General features: G+C 43.2%; 15 protein-coding genes. 11 read left to right on the forward strand and 4 right to left on the reverse strand.

The window, feature by feature from the left end:
* Both VIM94_RS03875 and VIM94_RS03880 read right to left on the reverse strand, forming a co-directional pair.
* Nucleotides 1-2,470 (reverse strand): GumC family protein (locus VIM94_RS03875; RefSeq protein WP_332037977.1); only part of this gene is annotated, 2,470 nt, incomplete at its 3' end.
* Entirely contained in the window at nucleotides 2,471-3,268 is a 798-nt protein-coding gene (locus tag VIM94_RS03880; protein ID WP_332037978.1) for a polysaccharide biosynthesis/export family protein, read from the reverse strand.
* A 202-nt stretch (nucleotides 3,269-3,470) separates the two neighbouring features.
* Here VIM94_RS03880 and VIM94_RS03885 point away from each other — a divergent pair, with 202 nt between their 5' ends.
* From VIM94_RS03885 to VIM94_RS03900, 4 genes are all read left to right on the forward strand, one after another.
* Entirely contained in the window at nucleotides 3,471-5,330 is a 1,860-nt protein-coding gene (locus VIM94_RS03885) for an ABC-F family ATP-binding cassette domain-containing protein (RefSeq protein WP_332037979.1), read from the forward strand.
* A gap of 115 nt (nucleotides 5,331-5,445) precedes the next feature.
* Nucleotides 5,446-5,808 carry a four helix bundle protein gene (locus VIM94_RS03890; RefSeq protein WP_332037980.1) on the forward strand — a complete coding sequence of 121 codons (363 nt, stop codon included), beginning with the start codon at nucleotides 5,446-5,448 and terminating at the stop codon, nucleotides 5,806-5,808.
* Between the two features lie 65 nt (nucleotides 5,809-5,873).
* Nucleotides 5,874-6,725, forward strand: coding sequence for an O-methyltransferase (locus tag VIM94_RS03895; protein ID WP_332037981.1), 852 nt, complete (start codon nucleotides 5,874-5,876; stop codon nucleotides 6,723-6,725).
* A gap of 139 nt (nucleotides 6,726-6,864) precedes the next feature.
* Entirely contained in the window at nucleotides 6,865-7,563 is a 699-nt protein-coding gene (locus VIM94_RS03900; RefSeq protein ID WP_332037982.1) for an ABC transporter ATP-binding protein, read from the forward strand.
* A 14-nt stretch (nucleotides 7,564-7,577) separates the two neighbouring features.
* Here the strand turns inward: VIM94_RS03900 and VIM94_RS03905 are convergent, their stop codons facing one another.
* Complete coding sequence (locus VIM94_RS03905) at nucleotides 7,578-8,219, reverse strand: protein-L-isoaspartate(D-aspartate) O-methyltransferase (protein ID WP_332037990.1); 642 nt, start codon at nucleotides 8,217-8,219, stop codon at nucleotides 7,578-7,580.
* A 136-nt stretch (nucleotides 8,220-8,355) separates the two neighbouring features.
* On the opposite strand from VIM94_RS03905, the gene VIM94_RS03910 reads away from it, so the two are divergent.
* The 7 genes from VIM94_RS03910 to miaA all read left to right on the forward strand — a co-directional run bounded on the left by VIM94_RS03910 (nucleotide 8,356) and on the right by miaA (nucleotide 15,404).
* Nucleotides 8,356-9,321, forward strand: coding sequence for a Gfo/Idh/MocA family oxidoreductase (locus VIM94_RS03910; RefSeq protein WP_332037991.1), 966 nt, complete (start codon nucleotides 8,356-8,358; stop codon nucleotides 9,319-9,321).
* 23 nt (nucleotides 9,322-9,344) lie between these two features.
* A complete protein-coding gene (locus VIM94_RS03915; protein WP_332037983.1) occupies nucleotides 9,345-10,235 on the forward strand; it encodes a 3-hydroxybutyryl-CoA dehydrogenase in 891 nt (296 codons plus the stop codon).
* An 11-nt stretch (nucleotides 10,236-10,246) separates the two neighbouring features.
* Nucleotides 10,247-11,482, forward strand: coding sequence for a DUF1015 domain-containing protein (locus tag VIM94_RS03920; RefSeq protein ID WP_332037984.1), 1,236 nt, complete (start codon nucleotides 10,247-10,249; stop codon nucleotides 11,480-11,482).
* A 10-nt stretch (nucleotides 11,483-11,492) separates the two neighbouring features.
* On the forward strand, nucleotides 11,493-12,152 hold the full coding sequence (locus tag VIM94_RS03925) for a YggS family pyridoxal phosphate-dependent enzyme (protein ID WP_332037985.1): 660 nt from the start codon (nucleotides 11,493-11,495) through the stop codon (nucleotides 12,150-12,152).
* 9 nt (nucleotides 12,153-12,161) lie between these two features.
* A complete protein-coding gene (locus VIM94_RS03930) occupies nucleotides 12,162-13,547 on the forward strand; it encodes an exonuclease domain-containing protein (protein ID WP_332037986.1) in 1,386 nt (461 codons plus the stop codon).
* 110 nt (nucleotides 13,548-13,657) lie between these two features.
* Complete coding sequence (locus tag VIM94_RS03935; protein WP_332037987.1) at nucleotides 13,658-14,494, forward strand: ion transporter; 837 nt, start codon at nucleotides 13,658-13,660, stop codon at nucleotides 14,492-14,494.
* Nucleotides 14,487-15,404 carry a tRNA (adenosine(37)-N6)-dimethylallyltransferase MiaA gene (gene miaA / locus VIM94_RS03940; protein WP_332037988.1) on the forward strand — a complete coding sequence of 306 codons (918 nt, stop codon included), beginning with the start codon at nucleotides 14,487-14,489 and terminating at the stop codon, nucleotides 15,402-15,404. The genes VIM94_RS03935 and miaA overlap by 8 nt, the downstream gene beginning before the upstream one ends.
* Here miaA and VIM94_RS03945 read toward each other — a convergent pair.
* Nucleotides 15,401-16,135 (reverse strand): T9SS type A sorting domain-containing protein (locus VIM94_RS03945; RefSeq protein WP_332037989.1); only part of this gene is annotated, 735 nt, incomplete at its 5' end. The two genes, miaA and VIM94_RS03945, sit on opposite strands and share 4 nt — an antisense overlap.

A 16,135-nucleotide genomic window follows, 5' to 3' on the forward strand; every position in this document is an offset into this window, starting at 1 on the left:
ACTCAAAATTCCTCATCGCTTTTTTCCACCATTTCTTAAATTTCCGGGCGGGGTCCGATTTTTCTACATAGCCTTTGGAATAGCGGTTGTAACCATAGCCGTAACCATAGCCGTAACCATAGCCATAACCATAACCATAGCCGTATTTGGCCCGATGTACGAAATGGTTAAGCACATAGCTGATGTTTTTGATCTCGCCTTTATGGTATTTCTCATTGATAGACTCCAGCATTCCACGTTTGGTATAATCCTGTCGAATCATATAGATAGTGGCATCGGCGTATTTCACAAGGTTGAGCGCATCTGCGACCATTCCTATTGGCGGGGTATCCAGGATAATATAATCGTATTTCTTCCTTAGGTCTTCCATCAGCATATCCATTTGCTCGTTGATAAGAAGTTCTGAAGGGTTTGGCGGCACCGGACCGGCTGTTATCACATCCAGAAATGGAATTTTACTCTGCTGAATAATCTCTTCAGAAGAAGCCTGGTCAATAAGGTAATTCACTACCCCAAGATCGTTGTTAAGCTCGAAATCATCAAAAATCTTAGGCTTCCGAAGATCGACCCCTACCAGAACTGTTTTACGCTGACTGAGCGCGAAAACCGTGGCAAGGTTCATCGCGCAAAAAGTCTTTCCTTCTCCCGAAACCGAGGAAGTAATTAATAATGTCTTGGAACCGGTCACGCCCTGTTTTTTATACATGAACTGCAGGCTGGACCTCAGCCCCCGAAAACCTTCAGCAATTGAGGATTTTGGATTATCGAAGACCACCAGGTTGGAGTCCGACTTGCTCTTCCCTATCATTCCCAAAATAGGAATAGGTGAAAGCCTGCCTACCTCCTGGGCATTATGGATATTGGTGTTGAGAAAAACCAGCAGGAAAACAAAGGTAAGCGGGATCACACCACCTACCAGCACGGCCATTACATAATTTAGCTGAGTGTTAGGCCCAATTTGTCCGCCTCCGGTATCTTTCGCAGGGTCGATTATCATCACATCGCTAACGTTGGCTGCTTTTATAAGTCCGGCCTCGCTTCGTTTTTCGAGGAAAAGGTTATAACTTTTTTCATTGAGGCTGTAGCGACGCTGTATCTTTAGCAGGTCCTGCTCTTCCTGGGGCAAGGTCCTGATCTCAGCTTCCAGGTTGGCTATCTGGCGATTGACATCTCGCAATTCCTCCTGCAGCAATCCCCTCGAAGAACTTATATTCTCAAGAAGAATGGATTTCACCGAATTTATCTGCCGGTCTATATCGTCAAAAACCGGGGAGTTTTCTTTCAGGGTGTATTGATAGTTGCTGCGCTCTTCGGCCAGAGTAATGATTCTGGAAACACCGCTTGCGATACTTCCTTCACTAATCCCGGCAACGGAAGGAGCCGGCACGTTGGAATAATCATTACGGGTTTCTAAGTAATTCCGTAGGGTTTCGTAATAGGATAGCTGTCTTCTGATATCTTCCTTTCGAAGGTCAAGAGAAGAAAGTTTATTCGATAACTGCGAGCTTTCCGCAGAAATATCCATTATGGCATTTTCATTCCTGAACTGGTTAAGTTCATCTTCCACAGCTTTCAGGGCCTGCGATTGGACCGCAAGGCTGCTGTCTATAAAGCGAATGGTCTTGGTAGCAAAAAGATTCTTTCGCGCCAGCATATTTTCACTAAGTACCCTCACTGTCCCATTCAGGTAATCTACAATCCTGGCCTTATTACCTCCGGATTTACTAAGCCTGATCACCGACGAACCCTGGGACTCAGGAGAAACATTCACTCCGCGGTAACGACCTACTGCCGAATCAAAATTGAGAAAACTGACATAAAATGGTTTTCCGGGTTGCAGAGCCTGATCGGTCCTGATTACCCGACCATTGAAAAAGGGCAGGTTGATCTTTTCACCTATTTTAAAATTTCTGTTGAATTCCCTGGCTTCGGTACTAAGTGATGTTTTCTCCTTGCTGCCATAATTCTGAAGACTGAGCGTCCCGGGCACATTTGCGTGCATACTAAAGGTCGCTGAATCCCGCATGCTGATCGTCATAGTAACATTGAGCGCCTGTGGTTTCAGGGTGTCGGCCACCACCTCAAAAGGAGTTCTTCCGTAGGCATCTATCCGCTGATATTCTCCATCTTCAAGATAATTAGTAAAAAACTGAAGCTTCTCTACCACCTCCTCATTATGAGATCGGGAGCGCAGGATGGTCATCGCAGTGTTCACTTTATCTGAAGTTCCTCCCCAGTTAAAAGTTAAACTGGTATTGGAGGTGAAGAAAGGGTTCTGATCGTCCTTGATGGAAATGGAATTCCCAAGGCTGTAAACCGGAAGTTTCCGCACATTATTGTAATAGGCCACGGCCAGGCTTATGCCCACCGAAAGCAGGATAAGCTTCCAGTAACTTATCACCTTCAATACAAAACCTTTAAAATCGAAGGTGGAGCCTACGTCTGATATGTGATCTTCTTCATGTGCCATTTAGAGTCGGGTAAATAATAATATCGAAGTGGTAACTACCGAAAGCAGAGTCACCCCTGTTCGGAATGCCTCCATTCCCGTAGTACCGAAGCCCAAAGCCTTTTGAGGCAAGGGGTTCACCACGATCATATCGTTGGGTTGTATATAGTAATATGGGCTGCTAATCGCATCGATGCTGGTTAGGTCTATACTATAGACTTCTTCCCCGTGGGGAAACTGCCTGATGATCTTTACATTCTGCATATCACCATATTCATTTATCCCACCTGCATTGGCCACAGCCTCCATGATAGTAACCTTTTCCTTGTAAATCACCTGGCTACCTGTACCAATCTCTCCCAGGGTAGTGTATCTTATTCCGGCCAGTTTAACGGTAACGAATATATTCGCCTCCTCCTTAAAATAATTTTCCAGCAGTAACTTTTCAATTTTTTCACGAACTTCCTTTTCGGTATATCCCAGCACGTTCACTTCGCCGAGGGTAGGCACCCTGATGTTACCGTGCGGATCTACCGTAAAGCCATCGAAGAAAACCCGTTCTTCGGTAGTGGCGCTAAGGTTGGCCTCATCTACAGGATTGAACATCCCCACCAATTCCTGGTCAAGGGCTTTTACCCTAATGCTTAAAAGGTCACCGGTCTGGATACGATATGGTTTTTTTAATTGCTGAATCTCAATAATACTATCCAGGTCCTGCTCATTATCCTGCAGGTAAGTAATTCTTTTGGTAGAAACGCAGGAAGAAAAGCTCAGCACTACCGCAATAAGGAATAAAATACTTTTATACTGCTTCAGCATATTTCAGAGGCTATTTGTTGGGTAAACTATCTATTGCGCACTTTCCACCGAATTCAAGAAATAGGATTCAGGCCAGACCCGGTCTCCCGATTCAACCCCTTCAGCAAAACCTGTTTAGATAGTTTTAACAAATATAGTTTTTGTAGGCTAATAATAAAATTAAGTCGCAATTTTCCTGTTATTTTGCAACAAATTTGAATTTGTGAATTACCTGTCAGTAGAAAATATAGCCAAATCATATGGCGAATTAGAATTGTTCAATAATATTTCCTTCGGAATAAATGAAGGCCAGAAGGTTGGGTTCATCGCCAAAAACGGATCCGGGAAGACCTCACTTCTAAATATCCTGGCCGGAACCGACAGCCCCGATGAGGGAAAAGTGGTATACCGAAAGGACATTAAAGTGGCTTTCCTGGGCCAGGAACCTAATCTAGATCCTAATCTTTCTGTTGAGGAAACCATTTTTTCTTCGGAAAATGATATTCTAAAGATCATCAGTCGGTATGAAAAAGCCCTGAAGGATCCCGATGACGCTGAAGCTTATCAAAAAGCATTCGAAGAGATGGATGCAGCTCAGGCCTGGGATTTTGAAACCCAATACAAGCAAATCCTCTTCAAGCTGAAACTGGAAGACCTGGAGAAAGAAGTGAAATATCTTTCCGGGGGACAAAAGAAACGACTTGCACTGGCAGTGATGTTATTACAGAAACCCGATTTCATCATCATGGACGAGCCTACCAACCACCTGGATTTGGACATGATCGAATGGCTGGAGGAGTATTTCAGGAAAGAAAACTTCACTATTTTTATGGTCACTCACGATAGGTATTTCCTGGAACGGGTATGCAACGAGATCGTAGAACTGGATCACGGGCAGTTATACACCTACAAAGGCAATTACAGCTATTACCTGGACAAAAAGGATAGCCGGATAGAACAAGAGCAAACCAACACCGAGAAAGCCAAACAACTCTATAAGAAAGAGCTGGACTGGATGCGTCGCCAACCCAAGGCCCGTACCACCAAATCCAAATCGCGGATAGAAGATTTCCACGATATTAAAAGTCGGGCACAGCAGCGCCGCAATGATCATGAGGTACAACTCGAGATCAATATGGAGCGCCTGGGCAGCAAGATGGTGGAGCTTCACAACATCTCCAAATCCTATGAAGAAAAGGAACTGCTAAAGAATTTCAATTACAGTTTCAAAAAAGGAGAACGAATAGGTATTATCGGGAAGAACGGTACCGGGAAATCCACTTTTCTAAATATTCTTACCGGGGCCATTAAACCCGACACCGGGAAGGTGGTGATTGGGGAAACCATTAAATTCGGATATTACACCCAGGCGGGAATCGAAGTGAAGCCCGGTCAAAAAGTGATAGAAGTGATACGGGAATTCGGAGATTACATCCCGCTGAAAAAAGGTCGGCAGATCTCTGCACAGCAACTTTTAGAGCGCTTTTTATTCGACCGAAAAAAACAATACGATTTTGTTGAGAAATTAAGCGGAGGAGAAAAGAAAAGGCTTTATCTCTGTACCGTACTAATCCAAAACCCGAACTTCCTAATCCTGGATGAGCCCACCAACGATCTGGATATCGTCACCCTTAATGTACTGGAAAATTTCTTGCTGGATTTCCCGGGATGCTTGCTGGTAGTTTCCCACGACAGGTATTTCATGGATAAGATCGTAGATCACCTCTTTGTTTTTAAAGGTGAAGCAGAGATCCAGGACTTTCCCGGAAATTACAGTGATTACCGAAATTATGAGGAAAGCCGCTCTGCGGAGACTAAAATGGAAAACAAAGAACCAGAAGGCAAGAAGGAATGGAAAAAAACCAGTAGCGGCAGCAAATTAAGCTATAACGAGCAAAAGGAATATGGAAAGCTGGAAAAAGAGATCGCCAGGCTAGAAAAAGAGAAGAAAAAACTCCAGGAAAAATTCCTGGAGGAAATGGATCCCGAAGAGATCAAAAAGAATTCTATAAAGCTTCAGGAGATTGAAGATAAAATAGAGGCTAAGACGGAGAGGTGGTTTGAGCTTGGCGATCAGTTGTGAGTTCTCAGTTGTGAGTTCTCAGTTATGGGTTGTCGGTTATGAGTTGTCGGTTGTGAGTGACAAATTTGGAAATTTATAGTATTTTTCAACACCTAAGAATCTTAATACCATCATCATGAAGAGTTATCGCGACCTCGACATTTACAATCTTGCCTTTCAATACGCTATTCAGGTTCATAAGCTCTCCCTCAAATTACCCAAATTCGAATTATATGAACAGGGCAGTCAGCTAAGAAGGTCTTCAAAAAGTATAAAAGACAATATAGTTGAAGGTTACGGAAGGAGAGTTTATAAACAGGAATTCATTAAATTCCTGATTTATGCCCACGCCTCCTTGCTTGAATGTCTTTCTCAACTTGAAATGATAGATGAACTATATGGAATGGAGGAAATAACTGAGTTAAGAAACAAATATGATCTCCTGGGAGGTAAAATTTATTCTTTTCAGAGGTATGTCGAGAACAACTGGAAATCATAAAGGACCCAAGACCAAACTGAGAACTCACTACCCACAACCGACAACATAGAAAATTTACCTACCACATGTGGCTAAGTTATTTAAGATTCTTATTAAAAAGCCAGAACGAGCATGGCCTGCACTCCCCTTTCGTGTATGAATTGGTGACCCGGTGTTTTTATAATAAAACAAAGTATCCTGAGTATGAAGTTTTGGAAGCATACCGAAAGGAGTTGCTGGAAGATAATAGAAAGATAGAAGTCAACGATTTTGGCGCAGGCAGCAGGGTATTTAAGTCGAAGGAACGGGAAGTTGCTGCTATTGCCAAAAATGTTGGAATTCCGAGAAAGAGGGCGAAATTTCTGTTCAGGCTGGCAAAATATCTTGATTGCAGGAACATTCTTGAACTGGGCACGTCGCTGGGAATTGGCACTACTGCCCTGGCCCTGAACAAAACTGCCCAGATTACCAGTATCGAAGGTTGCCCCCAAACCGCGGAAGTAGCGCAAAATCAACTTAAAAAGTTTGGTTTTGTAAATGTGAATCTGGTAATTGGGGAGTTTGAGAAGGTGTTGGGAGACATAGTGGAAAGTAAAAATAACGTGGGGAGTGGAGAACAAGTGGAGAGTGGAGAGTGGAAAGTGGAAAGGAAACCTCAAACACAAAACCACAAACAACAAACAACTTTCGATTTGATTTATTTCGACGGCCATCACACGAAGGAGGCTACTTTAAAATATTTTGAGCTCTTACTTCCCACCGCGCATAATGATTCGGTTTTTGTTTTAGACGATATACATTGGTCGGCGGGGATGGAGGAAGCCTGGGAGATCATCAAAAAGCATCCTATGGTTAGGGTGAGTATCGATACTTTTCACCTGGGATTAATATTTTTCAGAAAAGAACAGGTAAAACAAGATTTTATAATTCGGTTGTAACAAATTGAAACGATCGGCGTCCTATTCCTGTAAACAAGCCTGGAGAATGCTCACAAGCCATCCAGAAAGAAACTAAATTTAATTTCCGGGGGGAAGCCTCGGCGTATTATAATCTCGGTTATCGAGTAAAACATTCTGCATGAGTAAAGTCATTGAGATCAGGAATATCACCCGCGATTTTCCGCTGGGGAATGAGATAGTAAAGGTTTTAAAAGGCATAGACCTGGACATAGACCGCGGGGAATACGTTGCCCTGATGGGGCCTTCCGGATCGGGAAAGTCAACCTTAATGAACCTACTTGGGTGTCTGGATACGCCAACTTCAGGATCTTACATCTTAAATGGGGAAGATGTAAGCAAAATGAGCGATGATGAGCTGGCCGAGATCAGAAATAAGGAGATCGGTTTTGTTTTTCAGACCTTCAATCTTTTACCCAGAACCAGTGCCCTGGACAATGTGGCCTTACCTATGGTTTACGCGGGCTATTCAAAATCTGAAAGAAGAGAGCGGGCCGAAGAGGTGCTTTCTAATGTAGGTTTGGCCGACAGGATGGACCACAAGCCCAACCAGCTTTCAGGTGGGCAAAGACAAAGGGTGGCCGTGGGTCGTGCCCTGGTTAATAATCCCTCGATAATCCTGGCCGATGAACCAACCGGAAACCTTGACTCAGTAACTTCGGTAGAGATCATGAAGCTCTTTGATAGAATTCATGCTGAAGGAAATACAGTGATCCTGGTGACACACGAGGAAGAAATTGCAAGACACGCCCACCGCATAGTAAGGCTAAAAGATGGAATGGTGGAAAGCGATGTGAAACAGGACCGCGTTTACAACTAAAAATAGAATAAAACCTAATTTTTATCTCCCAGCAGGGGTACAAATCTAAACTGCCCAAACTCTGTTTTATCGAATTCTTTTGGAGACTTCCGTATAAACATGGTCATTGTTTGGACCTCAGAACCCACAGGGATAACCATTCTACCGCCTACCTTTAGCTGCCCCAGCAAATCTTTGGGAACATAAGGCGCTCCCGCCGTTACAATTATCTTATCGTAAGGTGCATATTCCGGCATACCTTTATAGCCATCACCAAAACTCAGGTGTTTCGGCCTATATCCTATTTTATTCAGAAAATTTTTAGTCTTTTTATAGAGCTCCCGTTGGCGTTCTATACTATAGACCTTTGCGCCTAGTTCGCAAAGCACTGCGGTCTGGTACCCGCTGCCGGTTCCTATTTCCAAAACCTTATCCCCTTTTTCTATCTCCAGTTTTTCGGTTTGAAAAGCCACAGTGTAAGGTTGAGAAATTGTCTGGTCTGCCGCTATGGGAAAGGCCTTGTCCTGATAGGCGTGATCTTCAAAACTACTGTCCATAAAGAGATGTCTGGGAATTTTCCCGATGGCATCCAGCACCTTCTTATCAGTTATTCCCTTTCGGGTAACAGTCTTAACCAGTTGCTGCCTTTTTCCTTTATGACGAAAGTTATCCTCAATCACCTTAACAAAATATTAGGATGTAAAAATACTTAAAGAAAGCCGTGTTTTGCAAGTAAAAGCGGAAAGGATTATTCCGGTGTTTTCTAAACTATTTGCAATCAAAATACTATTTTTGTTTCAAAAGCTAAAATATATGTTGAAAGTTGGGGTTTTGGGTGCAGGACACTTAGGAAAGATTCATTTACGACTGCTTAACGAGTCAGAAAAATATGAATTAGTTGGGTTCTTCGATCTCAATTCAGAAAACGGAGAAAAGGTATCGGAAGAATTTGGTTACAGGTTCTTTTCCGATCTTGACGAACTTATAAAGACAGTAGATGTAGTAGACGTGGTCACTCCTACTCTTTCTCATTTTGAAGTCGCTAAAAAGGCAATTTCCGAAGGGAAACATCTCTTTATTGAAAAGCCCATTACCAACACTTACGAGGAAGCCCAGGAGCTTATTAAATTAGCAAAAGAAAAAGGCGTAAAGGGCCAGGTTGGCCACGTAGAACGTTTTAACCCTGCCTTTAGAGCCGTTGTTTCCAGAATAGATAACCCAATGTTTATCGAGGCCCACCGCCTGGCGGAGTTCAACCCGCGTGGAACCGATGTACCGGTAGTGCTGGATCTCATGATCCATGATATCGATGCGGTTTTGAGCGTAGTTAAGTCGAAGGTAAAAAACATTAATGCCAGCGGGGTTTCTGTAATAAGCGACACCCCCGATATCGCTAACGCCCGGATAGAATTCGAGAACGGCTGTGTAGCTAACCTTACTGCCAGCAGGATCTCGATGAAAAATATGCGTAAATCCCGGTTCTTTCAGCGGGATGCTTATATCTCGGTAGATTTTCTTGAGAAGAAATGCGAGGTGGTAAAGATGAAAGACGCACCGGAGAATCCTGATGAATATGCCATGGTGCTTCAGAATGCTGAAGGATTAAAAAAACAGATCTATTTCGATAACCCCGAAGTATCTCCCAACAATGCCATCCTGGATGAGTTGGAGACCTTCGCCGATGCCATAAACAATAACAGTACCCCAATCGTAACCCTGGAACAGGGTGCCGAAGCGCTAAGAGTAGCCAAAGGGGTGATTGAAAGTTTCAGTAATTAACCACACAACAAAAACACAAACAAATGAAGAATATTTCAGTAATAGGAGCAGGAACGATGGGCAACGGAATCGCCCATACATTCGCACAATTCGGATATAAAGTAAACCTGATCGACATTTCAGAGGAAAGCCTGGAGAAAGGCCTTAAAACCATCACTGGCAACCTGGACCGGATGCTTTCCAAAGAAAAGATAAGCGAGGCCGATAAAGAAGCTACGCTTGCCAATATTTCTACCTTCACCAAACTGGAAGATGGCGTAAAAGATGCCGATGTAGTGGTGGAAGCCGCTACCGAGAATGAAGATCTTAAGCTAAAGATCTTTAGACAACTGGACGAAAATTGCAGCAAAGACTGTATTCTTGCCAGTAACACCTCCTCTATCCCAATCACCAAAATCGCTGCTGAAGTTTCAAATCCCGAAAGAGTTATCGGAATGCACTTTATGAATCCGGTACCTATTATGAAACTGGTAGAGATCATCCGCGGATACAACACCAGTGATGAAGTTACCCAAAACATTATGGAGCTTTCAGAAAAACTAAACAAGGTGCCGGTAGAAGTTAACGATTACCCGGGCTTTGTGGCCAACCGCATCCTGATGCCCATGATCAATGAAGCCATAGAAACCCTATACAACGGGGTGGCCGGAGTTTATGAGATCGATACCGTGATGAAACTGGGGATGGCACATCCAATGGGACCACTTCAACTGGCCGATTTTATTGGGCTGGACGTATGTCACTCAATTCTTGAGGTGATGTATGACGGGTTCAAAAATCCAAAATATGCGCCCTGTCCCATGCTAACCAATATGGTTAGAGCGGGAAAACTTGGCGTTAAGTCGGGAGAAGGATTCTATGATTATTCAGAGAACAAAAAGGCTGAAAAAGTTTCGGCACAATTCAGTAAATAGGAAAGGGAAATTTGGCAAAAATACTTCCATTCAAAGCGGTGCGGCCGGTGAGGGCCAAAGCAGGTCTGGTAGCCAGCCGCCCCTATGAAGATTACAGTGAGGCAGAGCTAACCGCTCAGCTGGAATTCAACCCCTATTCCTTTTTGCATATCATAAATCCCGGTTATAAATTTCAGCAAAACCTGAAAGGTGGGCAGCGCTTTCAGATGGTGAAAAACCGTTACCTGGAATTCAAAGAAGAAGAAACCTTTATTCAGGAAAAAAACCCGGCCTATTATATTTACAAAGTAAAAAGCAGGGATAGCAGTATTAACGGAATCATTGCCGCGACCAGCACCGAAGATTACGAAGAAAATGTGATTAAACGGCACGAAGACACCATCAATCACCGGGAATTACTTTTTAAAGATTATCTAAAAACAGTAGGTTTCAACACCGAACCCGTGCTTCTCACCTACCCGGACAACGAGGATATCAATTGCATTATGAGGGAAGTGATGAAGAGCCGTCCCGAATATGAGTTTGCCACCCCAAACCGCGAATTACATTATTTGTGGGTGATAGACCAGCCGGGCCTTATTGAAAAGATCCGGAAGGAATTTGAAAAAACTCCTCAGCTATATATTGCCGATGGCCATCATCGCTGTGCCTCCTCCTATAGACTGGCCCAGGAATCGAAAGAGCAAAATGCAGCACATACCGGGGAGGAACCCTACAACTTTTTTATGAGTTACCTGATTTCAGAGAGCAATCTTAAGATACATGAGTTCAGCAGACTTATCAAAAATCTCAACGGATTGAGCAAGGAGGAATTCCTTATTTTGCTGGATGAAAGTTTCAGAATAGAAAACCGCGGACTCGAGGTTTACAGGCCGTCAAAGAAACATCATTTCAATATGTACCTTGACGGGGAGTACTATTCCCTGTATTTACGCAAAACCAATTATGAGTTTACCGATTCTTTGAGTAAATTAGACAGTTATATACTCTACCAAAAGGTTTTAAAACCAATTCTGGGAATTGAAGATCTGCGTCACGATGAGCGAATAGCCTATTGCCATGGCCGCAATGATCTTATTGAATTAAAAACCAGGATTGATGGCGGAGAATTCGCCGTAGGCTTCGGAATGTTACCGGTAAGTATAGAAGAGATCAAGGAGATCGCCGAAGAGGATTTGACCATGCCGCCTAAAACCACTTATATAGAGCCCAAACTGAGAAGTGGATTGACGATTTACGAATTTTGAAGCTAGAGAAATGAATATTTCAGAAAAAATAGAAAAGTACCGCTCCGAACTTCCTGAAAACGTGAAGCTGGTGGCCATTTCCAAGACCAAGCCCAAGGAGGATATCATGGAGGCTTATGAGGCAGGCCAGCGCATATTCGGAGAAAACAAAATCCAGGAGATGACCGATAAGTGGGAAGTCCTGCCCAAAGATATTGAATGGCATATGGTTGGCCACGTGCAACGCAACAAGGTGAAATATATGGCGCCCTTTGTTGGCCTGATTCATGCAGTGGACAGTCTGAAATTATTAAAGGAGATTAATAAACAAGCCAAAAAACACGAACGGGTAATAAATTGCCTGCTGCAGATAAAGATCGCCGAGGAGGATTCGAAATTTGGGATTTCTGCTGAAGAGGCTGAAGAGATCCTGGCTTCAGAAGCTTATCAAAAGATGGAAAACACCAAGGTAACTGGCCTGATGGGGATGGCTACCTTCACCGATGACGAGAAGCAGGTTTCTGATGAGTTTCAGTACCTTAAAGAGGTTTTTGATAAAATGAAGAAGAGCTATCCCGACCTGGAGGAGTTATCTATGGGAATGAGCGGGGATTACAAGCTGGCCGTAGAAAACGGAAGCAGCATGGTGAGAATTGGAAGCAGTATTTTTGGCGAAAGGAATTATAATTAAAGAAGATTTTTGTACGCAATTTTAGACATAGAGACGACGGGTGGAAAATACAATGAGGAAGGAATTACCGAGATTGCTATTTACAAATTCGACGGGCATCAGATAACCGATCAGTTCATCAGCCTGGTGAACCCAGAAAAACCCATACAACCTTTTGTGGTGAACCTTACCGGCATCAACAATGAGATGCTGCGCAACGCCCCTAAATTTTATGAGGTAGCGAAAAGAATTGTGGAGATCACCACAGATTGTGTAATAGTAGCACACAACGCTAAATTTGATTACAGGATTTTGAGAACCGAATTCAGGAGATTGGGTTTCGAGTTTGAACGAAGATCACTTTGTACGGTAGAGCTCTCTAAAAAACTTATTCCAGGGCAAGAATCCTACAGCCTTGGAAAACTGGTGCGGGCCCTGGGAATTCCCTTAAGCGACCGGCACCGGGCCACAGGAGATGCCCAGGCCACGGTTAAACTTTTTAAGATGCTACTGGCGAAAAATCTTTCTAAAGACATTTTAAAAGATTCGGTGCGTGCCGAACCAAAACGGCATTTAGACAGCAAGCTGGTAAATATGCTGGAAGATCTTCCGGGAATTACAGGGGTATATTATTTGCACGATGAAGATGGAGAAATTCTGTATATCGGGAAAAGCAAGAATATCAAAAAAAGAGTGAACCAGCATTTCACTAATGAGCATCATAAATCCAGACAGATGCAAAAGGAAGTAGCTTCGGTGAGTTTTGAAGCTACAGGGAATGAACTTATCGCATTGCTCAAGGAAAATCAGGAGATAAAACACAACAAACCCAAATATAACAAAGCATTAAAGAGAAACGTCTTTTCCCATGCCCTGTATTATTTTACCGATGAAAAAGGTTATATCAATTTCAAAATAGGAAAAGCCGGAAAACCAAACAGCATTACCACTTTTTCTTCATTGAAAAGAGCCAAAAACGTTCTGGAAAGATGGGTGGAAGAATATGAACTTTGCAAGCGGCTTTGCGGATTGGAAAAAGGAAACAGAAACTGCTTTAATTACAGTATAAAAACCTGTCACGGGGCCTGTGTGGACGAGGAGTCTGCCGATAATTATAACGAAAGGTCACGGGAGCTGATCACGAATCACTCCTACTCCCGGCAGAATATGATTGTGATAGATAGAGGAAGGGACATTGATGAAAAAAGTGCGCTGTTGGTAGAAGACGGGGAGTTTAAAGGGGTTGGGTATTTCAATCTCAATCATCAGGTCAATCACCTGGATATTATAAGGTCTATTATCACCCCGATGCAAAATGACCGGGATGCACAGCATATTATTCAAAGTTATCTCCGCAGGAACAAGCGACTTAAAATTATAGACCTGAAGCCCGAAGAGCGGCCTTCAGATCTCTGAATTTCCGGATTGTGAGTGCCCTGAATCAAAATTCAGCAATAAAAGCATAAGTTTTAGGAGTTATACTTCGGAATTATTTAAATTTGAGGGAATCCTAAGCTGCATACTGCTTGAAAGAAGAAGACGATTACAAGCCACCAAAATGGAAAGAGAAGCTTCATGAGGTAATCTATGAAGCCGATACGCCTGCAGGGAAATTCTTTGACATAGCCCTTCTATTCGTAATTTTATTGAGTATCATCCTCGTTATGCTGGAAAGTGTATCGAGTTATCGCTCCCTGTATTACTGGAGCTTTTATATCGCTGAATGGGTCATCACCATTATATTTTCCGTTGAATACATTCTGCGCATCATAGCGATAAAAAAACCAAAAAAATACATATTCAGTTTTTACGGAATTGTAGACCTGGTGTCCACCCTTCCAACATATATCGCGTTTGTTTTTGGAGGCAGCAACCTTCTCTTTGCCATAAGAGCCTTAAGGCTGTTAAGAATATTTAGGATATTAAAGATTACCCGTTATATTGGTGAATCCAACAAATTGGTTAATGCGCTTAAAAACAGTAAACCTAAAATTCTCGTTTTCTTATTTGCAGTGCTTATCATCTGTATAATAACAGGTACAGTAATGCATCTTGTAGAAGGCGAGGCTGGCGGTTTTGACAATATTCCTATCAGTATTTACTGGTCTATAGTAACCCTTACTACAGTAGGATTTGGGGATATTCATCCTGTTACACCTTTAGGTCGGCTCCTCGCTTCTATACTTATGATCATGGGTTACGGGATAATAGCTGTCCCCACTGGAATTGTTAGCGCAGAATATAACAGAAGCAGTAAAGAAAACATTCCAACCAACACCCAGGTTTGCCCCTATTGCAATGAAACAAAGCACTTAAACAATGCCGAATACTGCCATAACTGCGGAAAAAAATTAAATGCCTAAGAATTACCTCATCACAGTGGCGGGTCCTACCGCTATAGGAAAAACCTCCCTGGCCATAAAACTGGCCCAACATTTTAATACCGAAATAATCTCTGCCGATTCCAGGCAATTCTTCAAAGAAATGAAAATAGGTACAGCCGTACCATCCCCGGAGGAGCTTGCAGCAGCCCCACATCATTTTATTCAGCATATCTCGGTGGAAGACAATTATTCGGTGGGGGATTTTGAAAGGGACGCGATAAAAAAACTGGATGAATTATTCCAAGAACATAAGGTCGTGATCATGGCCGGGGGAAGCGGACTTTATGTAAAAGCCATCCTGGAAGGGCTGGATGACTTTCCCGCGGTGGATCCTGCGATCAGGGAAGAACTTAATGCCACTTATAAAACGCAAGGAGTTGAGCCGCTGCAGCAGCAATTAAAGGAATTAGACCCTGAATATTATGAAATGGCCGATATTCAGAATCCGCATCGGTTGATAAGGGCTCTGGAAATCTGCATAGGCACCGGGAAAACCTATTCTTCATTTTTAAACCGGAAAAAACCGGAAAGAAACTTCAAGGTCATCAATATAGGCCTGGTGGCCGACAGGGAAATAATTTATGATCGCATCAACCGTAGGGTAGACCTGATGATGGATGAAGGCTTGCTGGAGGAAGCAGAGAAGCTATTTCCGAAACGTCGCCTTAATGCCCTTAATACTGTGGGTTATAAAGAATTGTTCGGTTACTTCAAAGGAATTCATTCCCTGGAAACCGCGGTGGCTGAGATCAAGAAAAACACCCGGCGGTTTGCCAAGCGACAGCTCACCTGGTTTAGAAAACAGGAGCAAATCGAATGGTTTAACTATGATACTAAACCGGAGGAGGTTATAACATATATAGAGAAAAGAATCTCCCACGAAGCTTAGTTCCGAACGATCAATCGCCTGATAACTTCCCCTTCATCGGTTAAAATCTTTAGAGTATAAACCGCATTTTGCACTCCGTCTAACTGCAGTTCATATTCCAGGTCACTCTTGTCAAAATCTTTGGAAAGAATAAGCCGTCCTCGTTTATCGAAGACAAATACCTGGTTTATCATCACCCCCGACGGAGGAGATATCTTCACAAGCCCATCGGTGGGATTAGGATAAAGGAAAAGATAGTCGTTGTCCCGCACAGGTTCGGTGCAGGTACCTGGAGTGGCATTTACAAAAACTACGGTATTGACACTAACCGAATTTCCGGAAGCATCGGTTACGGTGAAAACCACCGTATTCTGGCCGGTGTCCTGACAGGTAAATCTGGTTTTGCTAAGACTAAAATCCAGGCTGCCACAATTATCGGAAGAACCGGCATCGAGATCTTCGGGAGTTATCTCTACGCGCCCGTTGGCTTCCAGAGTAACACCTATTATACCAACTTCGGCCACAGGCTTTATATTATCTTCCACCATCACTATAAGCTCACAGGATCCCACATCCTGTCCTGTCCAGCTTAATTCCACGGAATTCTCCCCAAGATCGTCACAGGTGAAATTCAATTGGGAAGCTACCAGGCTCAATCCTGAAGCATCCCCGGTGTAAAGATCTTCTACCACAAAACTTGCCGCCCCCGTTTGATCGAGTTGGAGAGTAATCTCCTCTTTGCATTGGAAGTC

Origin of the sequence: Salegentibacter sp., assembly GCF_036568425.1 — a bacterium.
Lineage (GTDB): Bacteria > Bacteroidota > Bacteroidia > Flavobacteriales > Flavobacteriaceae > Salegentibacter.

What these genes read in the sequence shown, in the direction of transcription:
- VIM94_RS03880 (WP_332037978.1), bottom strand. Translation starts at nt 3,268, where the DNA reads ATGCTGAAGCAGTATAAAAGTATTTTATTCCTTATTGCGGTAGTGCTG.
- VIM94_RS03890 (WP_332037980.1), top strand. Translation starts at nt 5,446, where the DNA reads ATGAAGAGTTATCGCGACCTCGACATTTACAATCTTGCCTTTCAATAC.
- VIM94_RS03895 (WP_332037981.1), top strand. Translation starts at nt 5,874, where the DNA reads ATGTGGCTAAGTTATTTAAGATTCTTATTAAAAAGCCAGAACGAGCAT.
- VIM94_RS03900 (WP_332037982.1), top strand. Translation starts at nt 6,865, where the DNA reads ATGAGTAAAGTCATTGAGATCAGGAATATCACCCGCGATTTTCCGCTG.
- VIM94_RS03910 (WP_332037991.1), top strand. Translation starts at nt 8,356, where the DNA reads ATGTTGAAAGTTGGGGTTTTGGGTGCAGGACACTTAGGAAAGATTCAT.
- VIM94_RS03915 (WP_332037983.1), top strand. Translation starts at nt 9,345, where the DNA reads ATGAAGAATATTTCAGTAATAGGAGCAGGAACGATGGGCAACGGAATC.
- VIM94_RS03925 (WP_332037985.1), top strand. Translation starts at nt 11,493, where the DNA reads ATGAATATTTCAGAAAAAATAGAAAAGTACCGCTCCGAACTTCCTGAA.
- miaA (WP_332037988.1), top strand. Translation starts at nt 14,487, where the DNA reads ATGCCTAAGAATTACCTCATCACAGTGGCGGGTCCTACCGCTATAGGA.